This window comes from Candidatus Palauibacter irciniicola (genome assembly GCF_965208695.1).
GTDB classification, from domain to species: domain Bacteria; phylum Gemmatimonadota; class Gemmatimonadetes; order Palauibacterales; family Palauibacteraceae; genus Palauibacter; species Palauibacter irciniicola.
The window spans coordinates 1,625,310-1,642,255 of record NZ_OZ242352.1 but is presented as its reverse complement, the minus strand read 5'-3'; the positions used below and the strand labels follow the sequence as shown (position 1 = coordinate 1,642,255).

19 protein-coding genes are annotated in these 16,946 nt (G+C 69.2%); 13 read left to right on the top strand and 6 right to left on the bottom strand.

Annotation, left to right across the window (positions count from 1 at the left end; all coding sequences use genetic code 11):
* Positions 1–41: 41 nt before the first annotated feature.
* Positions 42–1,688, top strand: coding sequence for a SulP family inorganic anion transporter (locus ACOGI9_RS07070; RefSeq protein ID WP_419859159.1), 1,647 nt, complete (start codon positions 42–44; stop codon positions 1,686–1,688).
* Here ACOGI9_RS07070 and ACOGI9_RS07065 read toward each other — a convergent pair.
* Complete coding sequence (locus tag ACOGI9_RS07065) at positions 1,685–2,389, bottom strand: hypothetical protein (protein ID WP_419859158.1); 705 nt, start codon at positions 2,387–2,389, stop codon at positions 1,685–1,687. The two genes, ACOGI9_RS07070 and ACOGI9_RS07065, sit on opposite strands and share 4 nt — an antisense overlap.
* Complete coding sequence (locus ACOGI9_RS07060) at positions 2,386–2,871, bottom strand: hypothetical protein (RefSeq protein ID WP_419859157.1); 486 nt, start codon at positions 2,869–2,871, stop codon at positions 2,386–2,388. The genes ACOGI9_RS07065 and ACOGI9_RS07060 overlap by 4 nt, the downstream gene beginning before the upstream one ends.
* Before the next feature lie 147 nt (positions 2,872–3,018).
* Between ACOGI9_RS07060 and ACOGI9_RS07055 the strand changes: the two genes are divergently transcribed.
* The 12 genes from ACOGI9_RS07055 (at position 3,019) to ACOGI9_RS07000 (ending at position 13,362) form a co-directional block, all read left to right on the top strand.
* Positions 3,019–3,936: an alkaline phosphatase family protein gene (locus tag ACOGI9_RS07055; protein ID WP_419859156.1), complete on the top strand. Its 918-nt coding sequence runs from the start codon at positions 3,019–3,021 to the stop codon at positions 3,934–3,936.
* Positions 3,937–4,034: 98 nt separating this feature from the next.
* A complete protein-coding gene (locus tag ACOGI9_RS07050) occupies positions 4,035–5,189 on the top strand; it encodes a N(4)-(beta-N-acetylglucosaminyl)-L-asparaginase (protein ID WP_419859155.1) in 1,155 nt (384 codons plus the stop codon).
* A gap of 31 nt (positions 5,190–5,220) precedes the next feature.
* Positions 5,221–5,676, top strand: a complete 456-nt coding sequence (locus tag ACOGI9_RS07045; RefSeq protein ID WP_419859154.1) for an N-acetyltransferase family protein — start codon at positions 5,221–5,223, stop codon at positions 5,674–5,676.
* Positions 5,673–6,167: a BsuPI-related putative proteinase inhibitor gene (locus ACOGI9_RS07040; protein ID WP_419859153.1), complete on the top strand. Its 495-nt coding sequence runs from the start codon at positions 5,673–5,675 to the stop codon at positions 6,165–6,167. The genes ACOGI9_RS07045 and ACOGI9_RS07040 overlap by 4 nt, the downstream gene beginning before the upstream one ends.
* A gap of 6 nt (positions 6,168–6,173) precedes the next feature.
* The gene (locus ACOGI9_RS07035; RefSeq protein WP_419859152.1) at positions 6,174–7,967 is read left to right on the top strand and encodes a M28 family peptidase; all 1,794 of its coding nucleotides are present in this window, start codon (positions 6,174–6,176) and stop codon (positions 7,965–7,967) included.
* Between the two features lie 29 nt (positions 7,968–7,996).
* The gene (locus ACOGI9_RS07030) at positions 7,997–8,680 is read left to right on the top strand and encodes a hypothetical protein (RefSeq protein WP_419859151.1); all 684 of its coding nucleotides are present in this window, start codon (positions 7,997–7,999) and stop codon (positions 8,678–8,680) included.
* Complete coding sequence (locus tag ACOGI9_RS07025) at positions 8,677–8,865, top strand: hypothetical protein (protein WP_419859150.1); 189 nt, start codon at positions 8,677–8,679, stop codon at positions 8,863–8,865. Before ACOGI9_RS07030 ends, ACOGI9_RS07025 begins: the two co-directional genes overlap by 4 nt.
* Entirely contained in the window at positions 8,862–10,310 is a 1,449-nt protein-coding gene (locus ACOGI9_RS07020) for a sodium:solute symporter family protein (RefSeq protein WP_419859149.1), read from the top strand. Before ACOGI9_RS07025 ends, ACOGI9_RS07020 begins: the two co-directional genes overlap by 4 nt.
* A 65-nt stretch (positions 10,311–10,375) precedes the next feature.
* Positions 10,376–11,155, top strand: coding sequence for a cyclase family protein (locus tag ACOGI9_RS07015; RefSeq protein ID WP_419859148.1), 780 nt, complete (start codon positions 10,376–10,378; stop codon positions 11,153–11,155).
* A 22-nt stretch (positions 11,156–11,177) separates the two neighbouring features.
* Positions 11,178–12,005, top strand: coding sequence for a hypothetical protein (locus ACOGI9_RS07010; RefSeq protein ID WP_419859147.1), 828 nt, complete (start codon positions 11,178–11,180; stop codon positions 12,003–12,005).
* The gene (locus ACOGI9_RS07005) at positions 12,002–12,877 is read left to right on the top strand and encodes a hypothetical protein (RefSeq protein ID WP_419859146.1); all 876 of its coding nucleotides are present in this window, start codon (positions 12,002–12,004) and stop codon (positions 12,875–12,877) included. Before ACOGI9_RS07010 ends, ACOGI9_RS07005 begins: the two co-directional genes overlap by 4 nt.
* Before the next feature lie 143 nt (positions 12,878–13,020).
* A complete protein-coding gene (locus tag ACOGI9_RS07000) occupies positions 13,021–13,362 on the top strand; it encodes a DoxX family protein (protein WP_419859145.1) in 342 nt (113 codons plus the stop codon).
* Between the two features lie 13 nt (positions 13,363–13,375).
* Here the strand turns inward: ACOGI9_RS07000 and ACOGI9_RS06995 are convergent, their stop codons facing one another.
* The 4 genes from ACOGI9_RS06995 to ACOGI9_RS06980 form a co-directional block, all read right to left on the bottom strand.
* Positions 13,376–14,701, bottom strand: a complete 1,326-nt coding sequence (locus ACOGI9_RS06995; protein ID WP_419859144.1) for a hypothetical protein — start codon at positions 14,699–14,701, stop codon at positions 13,376–13,378.
* 98 nt (positions 14,702–14,799) lie between these two features.
* A complete protein-coding gene (locus ACOGI9_RS06990) occupies positions 14,800–15,039 on the bottom strand; it encodes a hypothetical protein (protein WP_419859143.1) in 240 nt (79 codons plus the stop codon).
* A 568-nt stretch (positions 15,040–15,607) separates the two neighbouring features.
* On the bottom strand, positions 15,608–15,823 hold the full coding sequence (locus ACOGI9_RS06985; RefSeq protein WP_419859142.1) for a hypothetical protein: 216 nt from the start codon (positions 15,821–15,823) through the stop codon (positions 15,608–15,610).
* Between the two features lie 18 nt (positions 15,824–15,841).
* Positions 15,842–16,942, bottom strand: a complete 1,101-nt coding sequence (locus ACOGI9_RS06980; protein ID WP_419859141.1) for a DUF1295 domain-containing protein — start codon at positions 16,940–16,942, stop codon at positions 15,842–15,844.
* Positions 16,943–16,946 lie beyond the last annotated feature (4 nt).

Genomic DNA, 16,946 nt, shown 5'->3' with positions numbered 1-16,946 from the left:
GGAGGCGTTCCCAGAGTAACGTGTCCCTGATCGGATGTGCGATGCCGGGACGGACCGCCGGGAAGGAGCGAAGTCTGAAATACGATCTCCCTACGCTGCGCGGGGACCTCTTCGGCGGCATCACGTCGGCGGTGATCGCCCTGCCGGTGTCGCTGGCCTTCGGCGTCGCCTCGGGGCTCGGGCCCGCCGCCGGCCTGTACGGGGCGATTGCGGTCGGTTTCTTCGCGTCCGTGTTCGGCGGCAACCGATTCCAGATATCCGGTCCCACGCCGGCCATGACCGTCGCCATGGCGGTCATCGTGACGACGCATGCTTCGACGCTTGGCGAAGCTTTCACCGTCGTCGTGCTGGCGGGGCTGCTGCAGACCGCGCTCGGCCTGTTGCGGACGGGCCGGTTCGTCGTGTACACGCCTTACGCCGTGATCTCGGGGTTCATGTCGGGGATCGGCATCATCGTCATGTTGATCCAGGTTCTGCCCTTTCTCGGTGCGCCCACGGCGGCGGGCGGTCCCATGGACGCGGTGCGGGCGCTCCCGGATGCCCTGGCGAACCTGAACGGCGGCGCCCTCATCATCGGCGCGGCGACCCTCGCGGTGAGCATCTTCTGGCCGCAGAGGCTGTCCCGGCTCCTCCCCGGCCCGCTCGTCGCCCTGATCGCGGGGACCGCCCTGGGCGTTTTCTGGCTCACCAATGTGCCGACCATCGGCGCGATCCCCACCGGTCTGCCGGAACTGCAGCTGAGTCTGCCCTCCGCGAGCTTCCTTGCCCGCGCCTTCCATCCGGCGCTCGTCCTCGCCCTCCTGGGATCCGTCGACAGCCTCCTCACGTCGCTCGTGGCCGACTCGCTGACCGGCACGCAGCACGACTCGAACCGCGAACTGGTCGGCCAGGGCATCGGCAACACGATCGCGGGCCTGTTCGGCGGGTTGCCGGGAGCGGGGGCCACGATGGGGACGGTCGTCAACATCCGCGCCGGCGGCCTCACGCGGATGTCCGGCGCCCTGCGTTCGATCCTCCTGCTGGGAGTTCTGCTGGGCCTCGGCCAGTACCTGGAACCGATCCCTCATGCGGTGCTCGCCGGCATCCTGATCAAGGTCGGATGGGACATCATCGACTGGCCCCTCCTGGCCAACCTTCACCGCATTCGGCGCGACCACCTGTTCGTGCTGGTACTGACGCTCGCCCTGACGGTGTTCGTCGACCTCGTGACGGCCGTGGCCATCGGCCTCATCGTCGCGGGAATGGCGCACGCGCGGCAGATCGAGAGCCTCGAACTCGACAACGTGCTCTCCGTGCCGCTGCTGGACCGGGTGTTCTTCGAGGGCGCGGAAGGCGCGGACACGGTGGACGAATACTCGGCCCGGGTCGGCCTCGTCGCGCTCAGGGGGGCCTTCACCGTCGCGTCGTCCCACAAGCTGGTGAACGTGATCGGGAAGGACATCAAGGACCACGAAATCGTCATCTTCGACTTCTCCGAGGCGAAGTACCTCGACGACAGCGCCGCCATGGTCATACGTCAACTGCTCGGCGTTGCCGAGAAGAGCCACACTCGGGTGATCGTGATGGCGGTGTCCGGTTCCGTCGAAAGAACGTTGCGCACGCTCAACATCCTCGCGGAGCTGCCCGACGGCCATGTCGTCGACACGATGGACGAGGCGCGCGAAGTCGCGCTTGAACTGTTGAACTAGCGGGGCGGGCCGATCCCGACGGAAAGCGTGATGGCGCTCGCCGAGTATCCGTAGTCGAGCACGATGCCGGGGATCTCCACCGTCCACTCGGTGAGCGACCGGGCGTAGGCGAGGCGCAGGTCCACGAGCCAGCGGCGGTTCAGCGTCAGACCGATCCCGATGGATGACGGCCAGCGGGCGCGCTGCTCGCGCCGCTCGCCGACCTCACCCGTCTCCGGGTTGACGCCGCTCGTCGCGAACTCGCTCCACATCCGGCGGATCCCGCCGAACACATAGCCGTGTGTCGAGCCGCCTCCGGGATCGAGTCCGAGGAGCACGTTCACCCCGAGGCCGAACCGGTCTCGGAGGTCCCACTCGCCGGGCCATACATCGTGCGGCTCGCCGTTCGGGGTGGGTTCGATCGTCCCCTCGATCTTCCCCGCGCCGGCGAGCACCCCCTCGAACTCCATGCCCGCGAGCAGGCCGCCGAGAACGCGCGTGCGGAGTCCGAGAGAAGGGTTGGCGGCGAGCGTGACGCCCGAGGCCGTCGTCGCGCTCTCGCTCGATCCGCCGCCCGCCGTCACGCGCTTGGAGTGTTCGCCCGAGAGCCAGCCCGCTTCGGGTGCCAGCCGAAACAACACCTCGGACTGGGCGCCGGCCGGCCGTGCGGCCAGCAGGGAGAGGCAGATGGCGAGAGTTGTGGGTGCGGCGAACCGGATCACTGCGGCGCCGGTCCTCCGGTTGTCGCGACCACGCCGCAGTTGGTGAGCAGACGCTGCGCGTCCGCCTTGCCGGAGTCGGATGGGCCGAGCCGGTTCTCGCCCTGTTCCTCGTCGTCGTCGAGCCCGGGCAGGAGCCCGATGTCGTGGTCGGCGACCCGCGAGGCGACGACGCGTATGTGCGTGTTGCCCGTGGCCGGATTGTCGAACACGCTCGCCGTGAGGACGTCGTGATGGGCGGCCCCGGTGAAGAGTTCCTGTACGACGCCGGATGTCTGCCGGCGACCCCGGACGAACCCGGCCTCGAGGTTGCCGTCCTCGATCGTGTAGTCCATGAGGTTCAACTGCGCGACCGCGCACTGGTAGGCGGTTTCCAATCCAGGCGGCGCAACGCCCTGGAAGGAGACCGGCGCGGTGGAGCAGCCCGCGAGCACGAGCGGGAGGAGCGGGAGGAGCGGGACGACACGGCGGGTGGCTCGATTCATGGTTCTCCAATCTTCGCGGAAGGCGTCCGGCGCGCCAGCGGAATGTACACACCCGGGTTGCCGAGGGTCCGGAGTCCGGGCGACCATGGGAGCATGGTGCCCCGAACGCTTCGCGCGATTCTCCGTCCGACCGCCGCACTCGCCGCGGTGCTTCCAGCCCTGCTTGCCGCGAGTGCCTGCGGGCCGCAGGCCGATTCAATCCCGGTCCGGGGGATTCCAAAGGTGCTGGTGATCGGGATCGACGGGGTTCGGCCGGACGTGCTGGCCGAGGTGCCGACACCGGTCATGGACTCGCTTGCTGCCGGCGGCTGGTACACCCCGTCGGCGCGCACGACGACGCCTTCGGTGAGCGGGCCGGCCTGGTCCTCGATGCTGACCGGCGTCTGGCCCGAGAAGCACGGCGTGCTGGACAACGGCTTCGAGGGACGCCGGTACGCGGAGTATCCGGATTTTCTCACGCTTGCCGAGCGGGAGCGTCCGGCCCTCGCCACGTTCGCCGCGCTCGACTGGATGCCCCTCGCTTCGCTCGAAGGAGGCGGCCCCGCGCTCTCCGGCGCGATCGACACGCTGATCGCCGTGGATGGGTACGAACTCGGGTGGGCGGAGGCGGACAGCGTGGTCGCCGCACGCGCGGCGCGACAGCTGGCCACGGGAGACGCGGATGCCGCGTTCGTCTACCTCGGGAATCCGGACGAGACGAGCCACCGGCACGGATCGATCGGGATCGAGTACCGCGACGCGATCTCCCTCTCGGACCGCCACGTCGGCTGGTTGCTCGAGGCGCTGCGGACCCGCCCCACGTACGCGGAGGAGGACTGGCTCGTGCTGATCAGCACGGACCACGGCCGGCGGGAAGACGGCGGCCACGGCGGAGAGTCGCCGGAAGAGATGACGATCTTCATCCTTGCCGGCGGACCCGCGACCCGGAGTTGGGCGGCAGCCGGCTCCGGGCCGGAGTACATCGTCGATGTTCCGGCCACGGCGCTGGAGCACCTCGGGTTCACGGTCGGCGCGGACGCCGGACTCGACGGGGAACCACTCGGCCGAGGACGCGGCGACCCGTAGCCGAGCAACCCACCGGACGCTGGCGTGAGAAGCGGATCTCGCATCAGTTTGGGGCGACGTGAGACTCACGCAAAGGAACGGGGGTTGAGATGTCCGAGATGAATCGTCGTGGCTTCATCGGTCGAGGCCTGAGCCTGGGCGCGGCGGCGGCCGTCGCCGGCGCCGTACCCGCGCGAGCTTCGGCAACCGGACCGGGGCCGTCTCTCCGCTCGGGCGGACGGGCGACGACGCCGATGATGATCACCAGCCACACGAACGACACGGGCCGGCGCGCGGCCGCGGCGTCGTGGCAGATCCTGTCGGGCGGCGGCACGGCGATGGACGCGGTGGAGCGTGGCGCGAACATCATCGAACTCGACCCCGATGAGACCAGCGTCGGCTGGGGCGGTCTGCCGAATGCCGACGGTGTCGTGCAACTCGACGCGTCCGTCATGGACGGAGCGACGTACAACGCGGGGTCGGTCGCGGGCATCGAGGGGATCCGCACCCCGGCGTCGGTGGCCCGGCTCGTGATGGAACGCACCGACCACGTCATGCTGATCGGCGAATACGCGCAGCGCTTCGCGGTCGGCTTCGGCTTCGAGGTCCAGGAACTGATGACGCCGAAGTCGCGCGAGATCTGGCTCCGCTGGCGCGAGCGGCTGTCCGACACGGACGACTGGGGACCCCCGGACCACCTGCGGCGCCCGCGCGGCGGCTCCGGCGGCGGGCTGGACGAGGCCGAACAGTGGGCGGAACTGCTCGATCTGCCGGGTCGCGACGGCCCCGACCGGGACTACGTGCTGGCCGAGGCCCTCCTCCACCGCTACGGCACGACGAACGTGCTAGCGGTCGATGCGCAGGGGAACGTTTCGGGCATCACGACGACGAGCGGACTCGCCTGGAAGGTCCCGGGCCGCGTGGGCGACTCGCCGATCATCGGCGCCGGGCTCTACGTGGACAACGACATCGGCGCCGCCGCCGTCACGGGACGGGGCGAGGACGTGATCAAGTCGTGTGCCGGGTACTATGTCGTCTCGCGGATGGGCGCGGGGCGTACGCCGCAGCAGGCCTGCGAGGACGCGGTCGCGATGATCCGGCACAAGTACCGGAACGTGAATCCCGACTTCATCCCGTCCGAGAAGTTCGTCGCGATCAACAAGGACGGCGACTACGGCTGCGCGTGGATGCCCTTCCGGGACACGCCCCCCCGCATGACGGTGGCGAACGCGGAGGGGATCCAGACGTATGAGGGGGTGAGCGTCGCCGACTGACGAGGCGCCCGACCCGGACCCCGCGTCCGCCGTGTCCGAAGCGACGGTGATCGTCAGGGAAGCGGGCCTCGAGGACGTCGACCGCCTCGCGCCGCTGTTCGACGGATATCGCCAGTTCTACCGGCAGCCGGCGGACCTGGAGGGCGCCCGCCGGTTCCTGGCCGACCGCCTCGGGGCCGGCGAGTCGCGCGTCTTCGTGGCGGAGACTGTGGACGGCTGGCCCCTGGGGTTCGTGCAGTTGTTCCCGTCCTTCTCCTCGGTGTCGATGAGACGGCTCTGGATCCTCAACGACCTCTTCGTCGCGCCGGATGCGCGCCGGTCCGGGGTCGCGCGCCTCCTCATGGACCGCGCGCGGGAACTCGCGGTCGAAACCGGCGCCAAGGGTCTCATCCTCGAGACCGAGTCGCACAACGCGCCCGCGAAACGACTGTACGAGGACCTGGGCTGGGCGCTCGACGGCACCGACCACTACGAGTTGCTCGTGTGAGCGCGCGCGTGAACGCCGCGCTGCGCGCGGCGGCTCCGGTCGTGCTGCTGCCCGCGCTGGCGGCTGTTGCGTGTGCGGCCGGATCGGCGGACGGACCCGCGGATGAGCGATCCGCCGATGACGGGTCGGGCCGGGAGCTGCGACTGTCCCTCTCGACCGGCGAAGAGGCGCCGACCGCCACCACGCCGGTCGTCCTCGAGCTGACCGGCACGAACGACGGCCAGGCCACGCTCATCCTCGACTTCCCCGACGGCCAGCGCTTCGACTTCGAGGTGATCTCGGAGGATGGGGACGTCGTCTGGCGGTGGGCGGAAGGCCGATTCTTCGCCCAGGTGCTGGGACGCGAGACGCTCGAACCCGGCGCCGCGCTGCACTGGACCGGGAGAATCGAAGCCGGCTTGCCGGCCGGCGTCTACCGCGTCATCGCCACACTCACGACGATGGAGCCTCGAACCGTCGAGGCCACACTCACCGTCCTTCCCCGGAGCTAGCGACCATTGAAAGACTCGATGCCGGCGGGGCTCGCCGCGGACCTTGACGCACTCGAGCCCGACCTCCTTGGGGCCGTCTCCTTCGACGCGGGGTGGTCCCTGCTCGAACGCTTCTCGACCCTCATCCGGGAATCGGGGAGCGACGACGAGCACGTCGCGGCCGAGTACATCGGCGCCGAACTGAGCCGGTTGGGCGTGCCGTTCGAGATGCACGAACCCGATCTCTACCTCTCCCTTCCCCGCGAGTCATCGGTGGAGTGGAGCGGCGGGTCAGCGCAAGCCAAGCCGCCGTCCTTCGCGGTCCCCACGGCGGAGGGCGGGCTCGAAGGGGAACTCGTCTACGTTCCGGCCGCGGCCGCGACGGGGCAGCGAGACCTGTTCGCCAGGCGGCTCGGCGACGACCTGCCCGACGTGGCCGGGAAGATCGTGCTGAGCGATGGATTCGCGATGCCGGGCATGATCTCCGCCTTCGAGGCGGCGGGGGCGGCGGGGCAGATCTTCATCAATCCCGGGCGGAACATCCACTGGGGGATCTGCACGTCGATCTGGGGCACGCCGACGACCCGGAACCTCGCCTCGAAGCCCGGGACGCCCGTGGTCGCGGTCAACCACCCCGACGGAGCGCGGCTGAAGGAGGCCGTGGGCGAATCCGTGCGGCTGGAGGTCCGGCTGGAGGAGGGCTGGTACCCGTGCAAGCTTCCCGTGGCGCACATCGCCGGCGCTTCGGAGGAGTTCATGCTGGTGCACGGACACTACGACTCGTGGGACGTCGGGATCGGCGACAACGCCGTCGGCGACGCAACGCTGCTGGAATTGGCCCGGATCTTCCATGCGGAGGCGGGACGGCTGAAGCGCTCGCTGCGCATCGCCTGGTGGCCGGCGCACTCGACCGGGCGCTACGGCGGCTCGACCTGGTACGCCGACACGCACGCGCTGGAACTCCGCCGGCGCTGCGTGGGCGCGATCAACATCGACTCGCCGGGCTGCTGGCACGCGACGGAGTACGACGACGTGATGTGGATGGCCGAGGCGGGGCCGCTCTGCGCGCGCGCGATCGCGGACGTCACGGGAAAGACCGCGAAACGGCTGCGGCCGCTGCGGGCCGGCGACTATTCCTTCAATCAGATCGGGCTGACGTCGTTCTACATGCTGCTCTCGAACATCCCGGCGGACGAACGCGACGCGCTCGGCTTCTATCCCACGGGCGGCTGCGGCGGCAACATCGCGTGGCACACCGAAGACGACGTCATGGGCGTCGCCGAGCGGGAGAACCTCGAGCGCGACCTGCGCGTCTACGTCGCCTCGATCGCGCGCGTGCTCAACTCGCGCATCCTGCCGTACGACTTCCGCGAGACGGTCTCGGAACTGGCGGGGTTCGTGGACGGTTACGTGGAGGCCGCCGGGGACCTGCTCGACCTCGGTCCGGTCCGTGCCGAACTCGAAGCGCTGGGCGCCGCGCTGGACGACCTGTATGCCACGGTCGGAGCGAGTCGGCTCGACGCGGAGGCGGTCGCAGCCGTGAACGGGCTGTTCATCGAGTTGTCCCGCATCCTGGTGCCGATCGGCTATGCGGAGGGCGGGCCGTTCGACCATGATCCGGCGTTGCCCCGGACGCCGATCCCGAGACTGGCCCGGGTGGCCGAGTTGCCGGGCCTCGCGGAAGCCGGCTCCGACGTGCTGCCCTTCCTGGTGAACGAACTGCGTCGAGAGGCGAACCACGTGGCGAACGGGTTCCACGAGGCCGCCCGGGCGGTGGGACGCGTGCTGGCGCAGTCGACGGCTTCGGCGCCGGCGGGCTGACGACGGTGCGGCGCGCGAGGGGAGCAGCGGTGCGTGCGTCGGCGCCGGCCGCACTGGCGCTGACGGCGGCGCTGGCCGGTCTGTCCGCGGCCGCGCCGGCGGCGGCGCAGACGACGGACACGGTGTTCGTCCGGCTGGATGCCGACGGCGCGGCCCACGTTCGACAGGGTCTCCTGCCGGAGGACGGCGCGGTGCGGGCTTTCGCCATCCGCATCGAGCACCAGACGCTCTTGCTGGCCGAGACGGAGCGGGGCGGCGCGCCCCTGCCGGCCGCCGATGCCGCGCTCACCCCGGTCGACGGTGCGTACCGCATCGATGCGGTCTCCGACGCGCCGGTCGTCGTCTCCTACACCGTCCGGAATCCCGTGCGCGGGCGGCTGGACCGGATCCCCCTCTTCGTCGCCGGCCGGGAGGCCGAGCAGACCGTCGTACAGGAAATCACGGCGCCGTGGCTGATCCGGCTGGAGGGGGACCCGGACGTGCTCGATGCGCTGGACCTGTCGACCACTCTGCCGCGCTTCGTCCGGGTCGGCGATGACCTCGTGACGGCCACCCTGTCGAGCGTGCCGGGGCTGCTCCGGCTGTCCCGCGGGGGCGCGCTCTCGTTCGCGCGCATCGCCGACGCCGTCGTCCTCGCGCTGCTGCTGGCCGGTGCGATCTGGACGTGGCGGAACGCGCGGGTCCGCCGCGAAGGCGCAGGGGCCGCGCGATGACGATCATCCTGATCGCGGCGGGCTTCTTCGCCCTCGGCCTCACCGTGGTCTTCCTCTTCCGGTCGACCATCCGCGCGGACGATGAGCTGGACCGTCGCTGGGCCGAGGTCGTCGCGCGGCGCTCCACGCGCGGCGCCCCGCCTCCGGCGCCGGAGGACACGCCCGAACCCGCCGAACCCACATGAGCGACATCTTCTTCGTCGTGCTCGGCGTCTACGTGGCCATCATCATGGGCATCGCGATCTGGAGCTACTTCCAGACCGAGACCGAGGTCGACTTCCTCGCCGCCGGCCGCTCGATCGGCCCCATCGTCGGGGGGGCGGTCCTCGCCGCCACGCAGATCTCCGCCGGCACCTTCGTCGGCACCGCCGGCCGCCACTACCTGGCCGGCGTCTCCTGGGTCTTCCCGTGGCTCGGCCTCTGGACGGGGTGGCTCGTGTGCGCCTTCTTCGTCGCCCCGAAGCTGCGGCGGCTCGGCGCGCTCACCGTTCCCGACTACATCTCCGCCCGCTACGGGAGCGCGAAGGCCGGCGCCCTCGCGGGCGTCCTCATCGTCGTCGCCTACACGATCTACCTCGTGGCGCAGTTCCAGGCGGGCGGCGAGATCGCGGAGGTCGTGTTCGGGATTCGCCCGCTCACGGCGATGCTCATCATCGTCGCCTCGACGGCGCTCTACACGCTCCTCGGCGGCGTCCGGTCCAGTTCCTACATCGACTTTCTGCAGACGCTGATCATGGTCGCGGCGCTGATCGTGGCCGTTCCCGTTCTCCTCAACCAGGTCGGCGGCGGCAGCCCCGTCGCGGCGGTCGAGCGGTCGCTCGATTTCCTCGACACGCTCGACGACCGTCTCGTGGGCTGGTACTACTCGCCGCGCGAACTCCTCGCCTTCGCGATCGCGTTCGGGCTCTCGATCGCGGCGGCGCCGTACGAACTCACCCGCTTCTACTCGATGCGGGACGAGCGCACGGTGCGGAAGGCGATCTTCGTGGCGATCGGCTTCCAGGTGATCATCGCCACCAGCATCATGTCGATCGGCATGCTCATGCGGGTGCTGTTCCCGAACCTGCCCTCACAGGACCAGGCCACCGCTACCATGGCGCTGCACGTCCTTCCGCCCGTGGTCGGCGCGCTGCTGCTCGTCGCCATGCTGTCGGCGATCATGTCGACCGTGAACTCGATCCTCCTCGTCACCGGCGCGGGCGTCGCCCACGACCTGTACGGGAAGTTCATCCGGCCCGACGCGAGCCAGAAGCACCTCGTGAACGCGAACCGGGTGGCGATCGTCGTCCTCGCGATCATTCCCCTCTTCTTCGCGCTCCAGAAGCTGGGGGATGTCCAGGGCATCGTCCTCGAACAGGCGAAGTTCATCGCCTCCTTCTTCTTCGTCCCCATCGTCATCGGCCTCAACTGGCGGCGGGGGACGGCGAAGGGCGCGGTCGCCTCCATGATCGGCGGCTTCCTCGCCTGCCTTGTGTGGACGCTCTGGTTCCAGGAACACTACTTCCCCCTGTACGGGATCGACTCCGTCGAATTGGGTGTCGGCGCGAGCCTCATCCTCTTCATCATGGTTTCGCTGATGACGAAACCGAATCCCGGCCAGACGCTGGAGCCGTTCTTCGGAGACAAGTGACCCCGGCCCGTCCCACCTGCGGGTCCGCCAACCATGCGGGTCCACCAACCATAGGGAGACTTTGAATGTCGGACGTACTGAGCCGCCTCGTGGAGGAACTGAACGCGGGCACCGTCCGGGTGGTGGATCTCACGGTCCCCCTCGGCCCCGATACGGTCGTCATCGATCTCCCCCCGATGTTCGCGCCGTCGAAGGGGGTGACGATCGAGGAGATCTCGAGGTATGACGACGACGGACCGGCCTGGTACTGGAACAACCTCACGCTCGGCGAGCACACCGGGACGCACTTCGACGCCCCGATCCACTGGGTGACGGGGAAGGACGTGCCCAACGGGACCACGGACACGATCCCGCCGCGGAAGTTCGTCGGCCCCGCGTGCGTCATCGACGTCGAAGCGGAGGTCGATGCGGATCCCGACTTCCTGCTCACGCCCGCCGGACTCGAGGCGTGGGAGGCGGCGCACGGACGCGTGCCCGAGGGCGCCTGGGTCTTTCTGCGGACCGGGTGGAGCCGGAGGGAAGGGAAGGAGGCGTTTCTGAACGTGTCGGAAGACGGCCCGCACTCGCCGGGCTTTCACCAGGAGACGTCGGCCCTGCTGGCCCACGACCGCGCGGTGCTCGGGGTCGGAGTGGAGACGGTCGGCACCGATGCGGGTCAGGCGGGAGGGTTCGACCCGCCGTTCCCGAACCACGGGATCATGCACGGGGCGGGAAGGTTCGGCCTCGCGAGCCTGTGCAACCTCGACCGGCTGCCTCCGACGGGCGCCGTGGCGATTGCCGCCCCGCTGAAGATCGTGGACGGGAGCGGCAGTCCGTTGCGCGTGATCGCGCTGGCCCCGGCGTAACGGGCGGGGAAGGGAGCGCGGGATGGACGACGCCGAGCGGAAGCGATCCGCCTACCGGAGGGTCCTGAGGGCGCTGGACGAGGCGATCTTCTGCCTGGAGTGGGAGTCCCCGGACGAACCGCAAGACGTCGATGCGGAGCAGCAGGGGACCTTCCGCCTCGGAGAAGCGGGTGGGATCGCGTTCTCCAGCCACTTCGCGGGGACCGACGCCGGAGCCCTCTTCGACGAGATCTCCGACGCGACCGAGGAGGAGGATCTGGACCGGATCCGTCGGATCCGGAGCCTCGTCGAATCGAGGCTGCGGTCGGGCGGGGACACCGCCGCCGGCGCTTCGGCGGACGATGCGCTCGACTGGGATGCGGGCTACCTGCAGTTCCTCGCCGTCCTGAACGAGTCGCGGCGAGCCCGGGAAGAAGGCGACCCGCATCGATACTGGATCATGGCGGGCTTCCTTGCCGGCCTCATTCAGCAGGGTACGGAACCGGGGCAACACGAGCCCGGATCCCTGCGCGGCGCGGTCATCGCCGCCTGCAACGAGGGGTGGGGAGAGACCCTGTGGATGGAATGGGAGGCGATCCGGGACGAATGGTTGGCCGGCGACTCGCCCGAAGCCCCGGACGACCCGGACCTTCTCCTCAGGTGGCTGGGTCTGCGGCTGGCCGCGGCCGAATCGGTGACCGGTTCGCTCGTTTCCGGCCACGTCGGCGGGACGACCGATGACCGAAACGAGGGGGAGTCGGACGACGGGGCGCGCTTCCTGCGCTGCGAACGTTCCACCCGTCGCGCACAGAACTTCGGCGCTAGAATCGCGCGCCGCGCCCAGGTACGGGAGCACGATCCGCGGACATGAACGAATCGGACCGGGCCGAACGGCGGCGATCCATGTACTCGAAGGTGCTCGAGGCGCTGGACGAAGCTCAATCCTGGCTGGAACGGACCCCTGCGGAGGGCGGCGACGAGCGGGATGTCGCGCGATCGGGGGCGTTCCATCTCGGGGTGGCAGGCGGGATCGCGTTCCGGGGCCGTCTGCCGGGAATCGAGTCGGATGCGCTCTTCGATGACATCTCCGATGCCGCGGAGGAACGGGATCCGGGCCGCGCCGACCGGATCCGAAAGGGGATTCTGGCCAGATTGGAGCCCGGGCAGCCGCCGGACGAGAGCCCCTCCGACGAAGTTGGCCTCGACCTGGAGGCTGGGTTCCTTCAGATGCTTGCCGCTCTCAACGAAGCGCGCCGCGCGTGGAGGGAGAGTGACCGGTTCCGTCATTCGCTCATGCTGGGCTTCCTCGCCGGCCTCCTGAGCATGGCGTCGCCATCGCGGTACGGGAGCCGCCTGGCCGACGCGGTGATCGCCGTTCATTCCCGGGATCCCCGGAAGGCTCGCCGTTGGTTGGAGGCAGAGTCGATCAAGGCGGAGGAATGGCGCGGAGAGTCGGCCGACACCGACGCGAGGGCGCTCCTCCTTCGGTGGGTGGGGGATCGCCTGGCCGCCGGACACCGGTTCAGCGGGCCGCTATGGTCTCGCCCCGTCCCTGAGACGGATGACGAACGCCGGAAGCGGGAAGCGCGGGAAAGAGCGTATTTCGACAGACAGGAAGCCTCGATTCAGCGCGCCCAGAACTTCGGGAAGAGGATGGCCGCCGAGGACGGCGAAGGCATCTGGATTCCGACCAGCTATGCCATCAACCGGGCCCTGGTGCTCGGATCGCAGGAGGAGGAGTAGAAGTCTCCACCCCGTGTTTGCGATCCGCCGAACGTTCCCGCGGGAACGTCGAGGTCGGCGGTCTGGCCACGGGTCAAGGTTGGAACGAGGTTCAAGGATAGACGAGGAACCGGACCAGGTACCCGCAACGCGAGGAGGGTTCAGTGGCGGACAACGGAAACGCAGGAAAAGCCGTCAACGTGGCGTCGATTCTGCTCGCGCTGCTTTTCCTTCTGAACGGCGGGATGAAGATCGCCGGGATGATGGTCGACCAGTTCGCGGTGTGGGGCTATCCGGCGTGGTTCCAGTACCTGATCGGCGTCGTGGAGGTGCTGGCGGGGGTCGGGTTCCTGAGGCGCCCGACGCGGTTCCTGGCGGCGGTCGTCGTAGTCCCGATCATGGCGGGCGCGGTCTACACGCTCGTGACGGCGGGGACGGCGGCGCAGGCCCCGATTCCGGCCGTTGCGCTGCTGCTCGCGCTCTTCGTAGCGAAGAAATCGCGCTAAACCGGCCGTCCGGTCAGTCGCCTTCGGCGGTCTCGAGCAGCTGGTCGCCCACGAGGCGGACGACGCGGACGCGCTGGATGCCGAGTTCGTCGGGTTCGATGTAGGCCAGCAGGCCGTCCGGCCCGAACGCCGCCGGGATACGGACCCCGTCCGGGGCGATCGTGCCGAAGTACTGACCGTCCGCCGTGAGAATGTCCGTGGGACCGGGTTCTCCCGGCAGGGCGGAGCGCTGGACCCAGATGCGGTCGCTCCAGTCCACGGCCAGTCTCGAGATGACCGGCGCCTCCTCCGGAAACACCATGTCCGCGATCCGGTCTTCCCTCATGCGGCGCATCGCCTCCGGATCGGGACCACTCGGCCTTCCGGAGCCGGCGCTTCCGCTGATCGAAATCGTCCGGGTCATGATGACGGTGCCCCCACCGCCTCCGCTCCCGCCTTCCGCCACGGCGGCGAGCTGGCGCTCGCGCTCCGAGTCCCGGATCTCGTCGGTGACCGTGACGGGGGAGATGGGCCGCTCGAGCGTCCCCGTCACCTGCCCCGAGGCATCGAGGATCTTGACCCTGTAGCCGACGGAATCGGCGAGGGCGACGCGGCCATCTCGAAGCACGCCGAAGCTCAGGGGAAGGGGAAAGGCCTCCATCCGCGACATGACGATCCGCATGTTTCCGGTCTGCGTCTCGGCGTCTTCCACGGGCGGTCCCGCCCAGGCCAGGTGGAACTCCTCCTGTGTGCCGTCGAGCCGGAACCGGCCGATGGGCCGGCCTTCGGGCTCCTCTTCTTCCTCCCCTCGCATGAGTGCGGTGAGCGATCGGCCGGCGAGTCCCGCGGAGAGGAGGCTGTGGTCCGGCATGGCGTGCATCTCGGCACCGGGCATTCCGGTCTCGAAGGTGAACCCGGCTTCCTGGAGCGATTCGCCATCGCGGTTGAAGACCTTTATGCCGCGACCCATGTCGTTGACGGCGATCCGCCCGTCATCGAGCACGGTGAGCCCCAGCGGCTGGTTGAGTTCCCCGGGTCCCTCGCCCTTGTTGGAGATTGTGCGAACGAACTGACCGCCCGGGCCGACGACGACGACGTGGCCAGCGTCATTGTCGAGGATGAAGAGCGAGCCGTCCTCGTCGAAGGCGACGCCCATCACGCTGCCGAACATCTCCCACGCGGCCCCGTCCATCACGCCGACGGTGTACACCTCCTCCACGCTGGGCGCGAGGGAGACGTCGGGACTGTCTAGTCCCGCGGCGCCCGGTCCCGCGTCCCCTCCGCAGCCGAAGGTCGCAAACAGAAGGGCGAGCAGGACGAGATGAGGCGTACGGCACGGACGGCAAGGGATCTTGCGCATGAGGTTCCCCCCGGTTGAAGCGGGCGACAGGCCGGACACCGCCTGCGACAATGGAGACCATGGCCACGGTTGCCCACAGCCCCCCGCCGCAGGCGAGATCACGGAGCACCCTCCAGCAATTCGTCCACCGCGAGACGGACCGCGCGGACGCGCTGGACGCCGAGGTCATCGGCCTCAACGTAGGCCATGAGGCCGCCCGGACCGAAGGCGGACGGGATCCGGAGTCCGTCGCGGGCGAGTGTGCCCAGGTAGCGGCCGTCGGCGGTGAGGATGTCTGTCGGACCCCTCTCTCCAGGCAGCCCCGAACGCTGGACCCAGAGGCGGTTGCTCCAATCCACGGCGATCGCTTCGATGACCGGAATCTCATCGGGGAGACCATGTTTCCGAGTTGCCTACGATAGGAGTCGCGCAGCGCCGCTTCCATGGCGGCCGGATCGGGACCGCCGGAGGCTCCGCTCGGTCGCCGGACCGCGACCATCGCGATGCCCTCCGTAAGCACGTCCTGGAGCGCCTCTCCCTCGGAATCGAGCAGCGCCAGCCGCCTCGCACGTTCGGCGTCGCGGACCCGAACCCCGACGGGAGCCAGCGGGCGTTCGAGCGTGGTGACTTGCTTCCCTTTCTCTCCTTGCGGGTCGAAGACCTTGATCCGGTAGCCGACCGAGTCGACGATGGCGACCCGACCATCCCTCAATACGCCCAGTTCCAGCGGAGGCGGGAAGGCCTGGATCGGGCGCAATTGCATGAAGATCCCTCCGGACTCCACATCCTCCAGCCGCCTGTCGTCGGGCGGAGGGCCCTGCCACGCTGCGTAGAGCAACTCGCCGCTCCCCTCGGGGCGGAAGCGGACGATGGGCCGGCCCTCACCGGGTCCATCCTCCGCGGAAGAGCGACGAAAGACCTCCGCCGTCACGACGCTGTGGTCGCATCGCATGAAACGGAGTCGGGACCCCGGCGCGAACTCCCTTCCAGGAACCCGTCGCGGGCGAACAACTGAAGCCCGACCTTCGCGAAGGACACCGATCGGTCGGAGAACACCGCCAACCCTTCGGGGCGGGCCAGCTCTCCGGGGCCCTCGCCCTTGTTCGAGATCGTCCGCACGTACCGCCCCGCGGTGTCGACCACGACGATGGGCCGGCGTCGCTATCGAGAATGAAGAGGGTCCCGTCCCCGAACGCCAGACTTGAGACAAGGTCTCGGCGCGCCGTCGATGGCGCCCACCGTGTAGACAGTCTCCACGGATGGCTCGATCGAGAAATCGGGACGGTCGAGCCTGGCAGAGCGAGGCGGACCATCGCCGGAGCCGACTCCGCAACTCGCGATCCCGAAGAAAAGCAAGGTCAGGCACCGCGGACGCACTCCTTCCGGGATCGAGGCCTCCGACCCCGAGCAGGTCGGACTGTAGGCTTTAGAACGGACTCCGGGGATCAGCGCCGGGGTGGTGGCCTGGTAGTCGCGGTAGGCGGGGTACTTCGACGCGGAGATCGACTCGGTGAGGCGCATGGACTGAATGATCAGCGCCGTGAGGAGGATGAAGCCGAGGCCGGTCCAATGGAGCCACTGGCCCGAAGCCGAGACGGCGAACAGGTAGAACACCCACCACATGCCCAGTTCGCAGAAGTAGTTGGGATGGCGGCAATAGCGGAAGAGTCCCGTCGTAATGAAGGGTTGCGCGACATCCTCCCCCGCCGCGATCCGCCGCTTCTTGTCCCGCTGGAAGCGCCACATCTGCCCGTCGGCCACGGCCTCGCCGACGAAGAGCGCGAGGAACAGCGCGGCGGTCACGAAATCCAGCCAGCCGAGCGGCGTCTCGCTCCACGCCGCCGCCTGGTGCACCGGGGAGGTGAACCACCAGATGAGCAGCATCTGCCCAAAGCTGATGAAGGTGAGGTTGAGCAGCTGGAACCGGACCGGCCCGAGCTTCTCCCGGACCGCGATCCAACGGTAGTCCTCGTGTCCCGGCCGGAATACCCCCTTGCGCAGGCCATGGAAGGTCAGGCGCGCCGACCAGAGCACGACGAGCAGGGTCATCAGATTCACGCGCGGCGAGGCGAAGTCCAGCGCCGCCGCCACGATCAGGCAGTAGACGGGCGGGCACAGGCTCCACAGGCGGTCCACCCAGGAGTAGTCGCGCGTCAGGATCGCGACCGGGATGCACACCGCGGCCAGGATCAGGCACAGATCGAGCGCCGCGCCGAAGGGCGTACCCCTCAGCGGGTGCGCGATGAGATTGATGTCGAACATGCGC

What these genes read in the sequence shown, in the direction of transcription:
- ACOGI9_RS06980 (WP_419859141.1), bottom strand. Translation starts at nt 16,942, where the DNA reads ATGTTCGACATCAATCTCATCGCGCACCCGCTGAGGGGTACGCCCTTC.
- ACOGI9_RS07050 (WP_419859155.1), top strand. Translation starts at nt 4,035, where the DNA reads ATGAATCGTCGTGGCTTCATCGGTCGAGGCCTGAGCCTGGGCGCGGCG.
- ACOGI9_RS07070 (WP_419859159.1), top strand. Translation starts at nt 42, where the DNA reads ATGCCGGGACGGACCGCCGGGAAGGAGCGAAGTCTGAAATACGATCTC.
- ACOGI9_RS07015 (WP_419859148.1), top strand. Translation starts at nt 10,376, where the DNA reads ATGTCGGACGTACTGAGCCGCCTCGTGGAGGAACTGAACGCGGGCACC.
- ACOGI9_RS06995 (WP_419859144.1), bottom strand. Translation starts at nt 14,701, where the DNA reads ATGCGCAAGATCCCTTGCCGTCCGTGCCGTACGCCTCATCTCGTCCTG.
- ACOGI9_RS07020 (WP_419859149.1), top strand. Translation starts at nt 8,862, where the DNA reads ATGAGCGACATCTTCTTCGTCGTGCTCGGCGTCTACGTGGCCATCATC.
- ACOGI9_RS07010 (WP_419859147.1), top strand. Translation starts at nt 11,178, where the DNA reads ATGGACGACGCCGAGCGGAAGCGATCCGCCTACCGGAGGGTCCTGAGG.
- ACOGI9_RS07005 (WP_419859146.1), top strand. Translation starts at nt 12,002, where the DNA reads ATGAACGAATCGGACCGGGCCGAACGGCGGCGATCCATGTACTCGAAG.
- ACOGI9_RS07025 (WP_419859150.1), top strand. Translation starts at nt 8,677, where the DNA reads ATGACGATCATCCTGATCGCGGCGGGCTTCTTCGCCCTCGGCCTCACC.
- ACOGI9_RS07060 (WP_419859157.1), bottom strand. Translation starts at nt 2,871, where the DNA reads ATGAATCGAGCCACCCGCCGTGTCGTCCCGCTCCTCCCGCTCCTCCCG.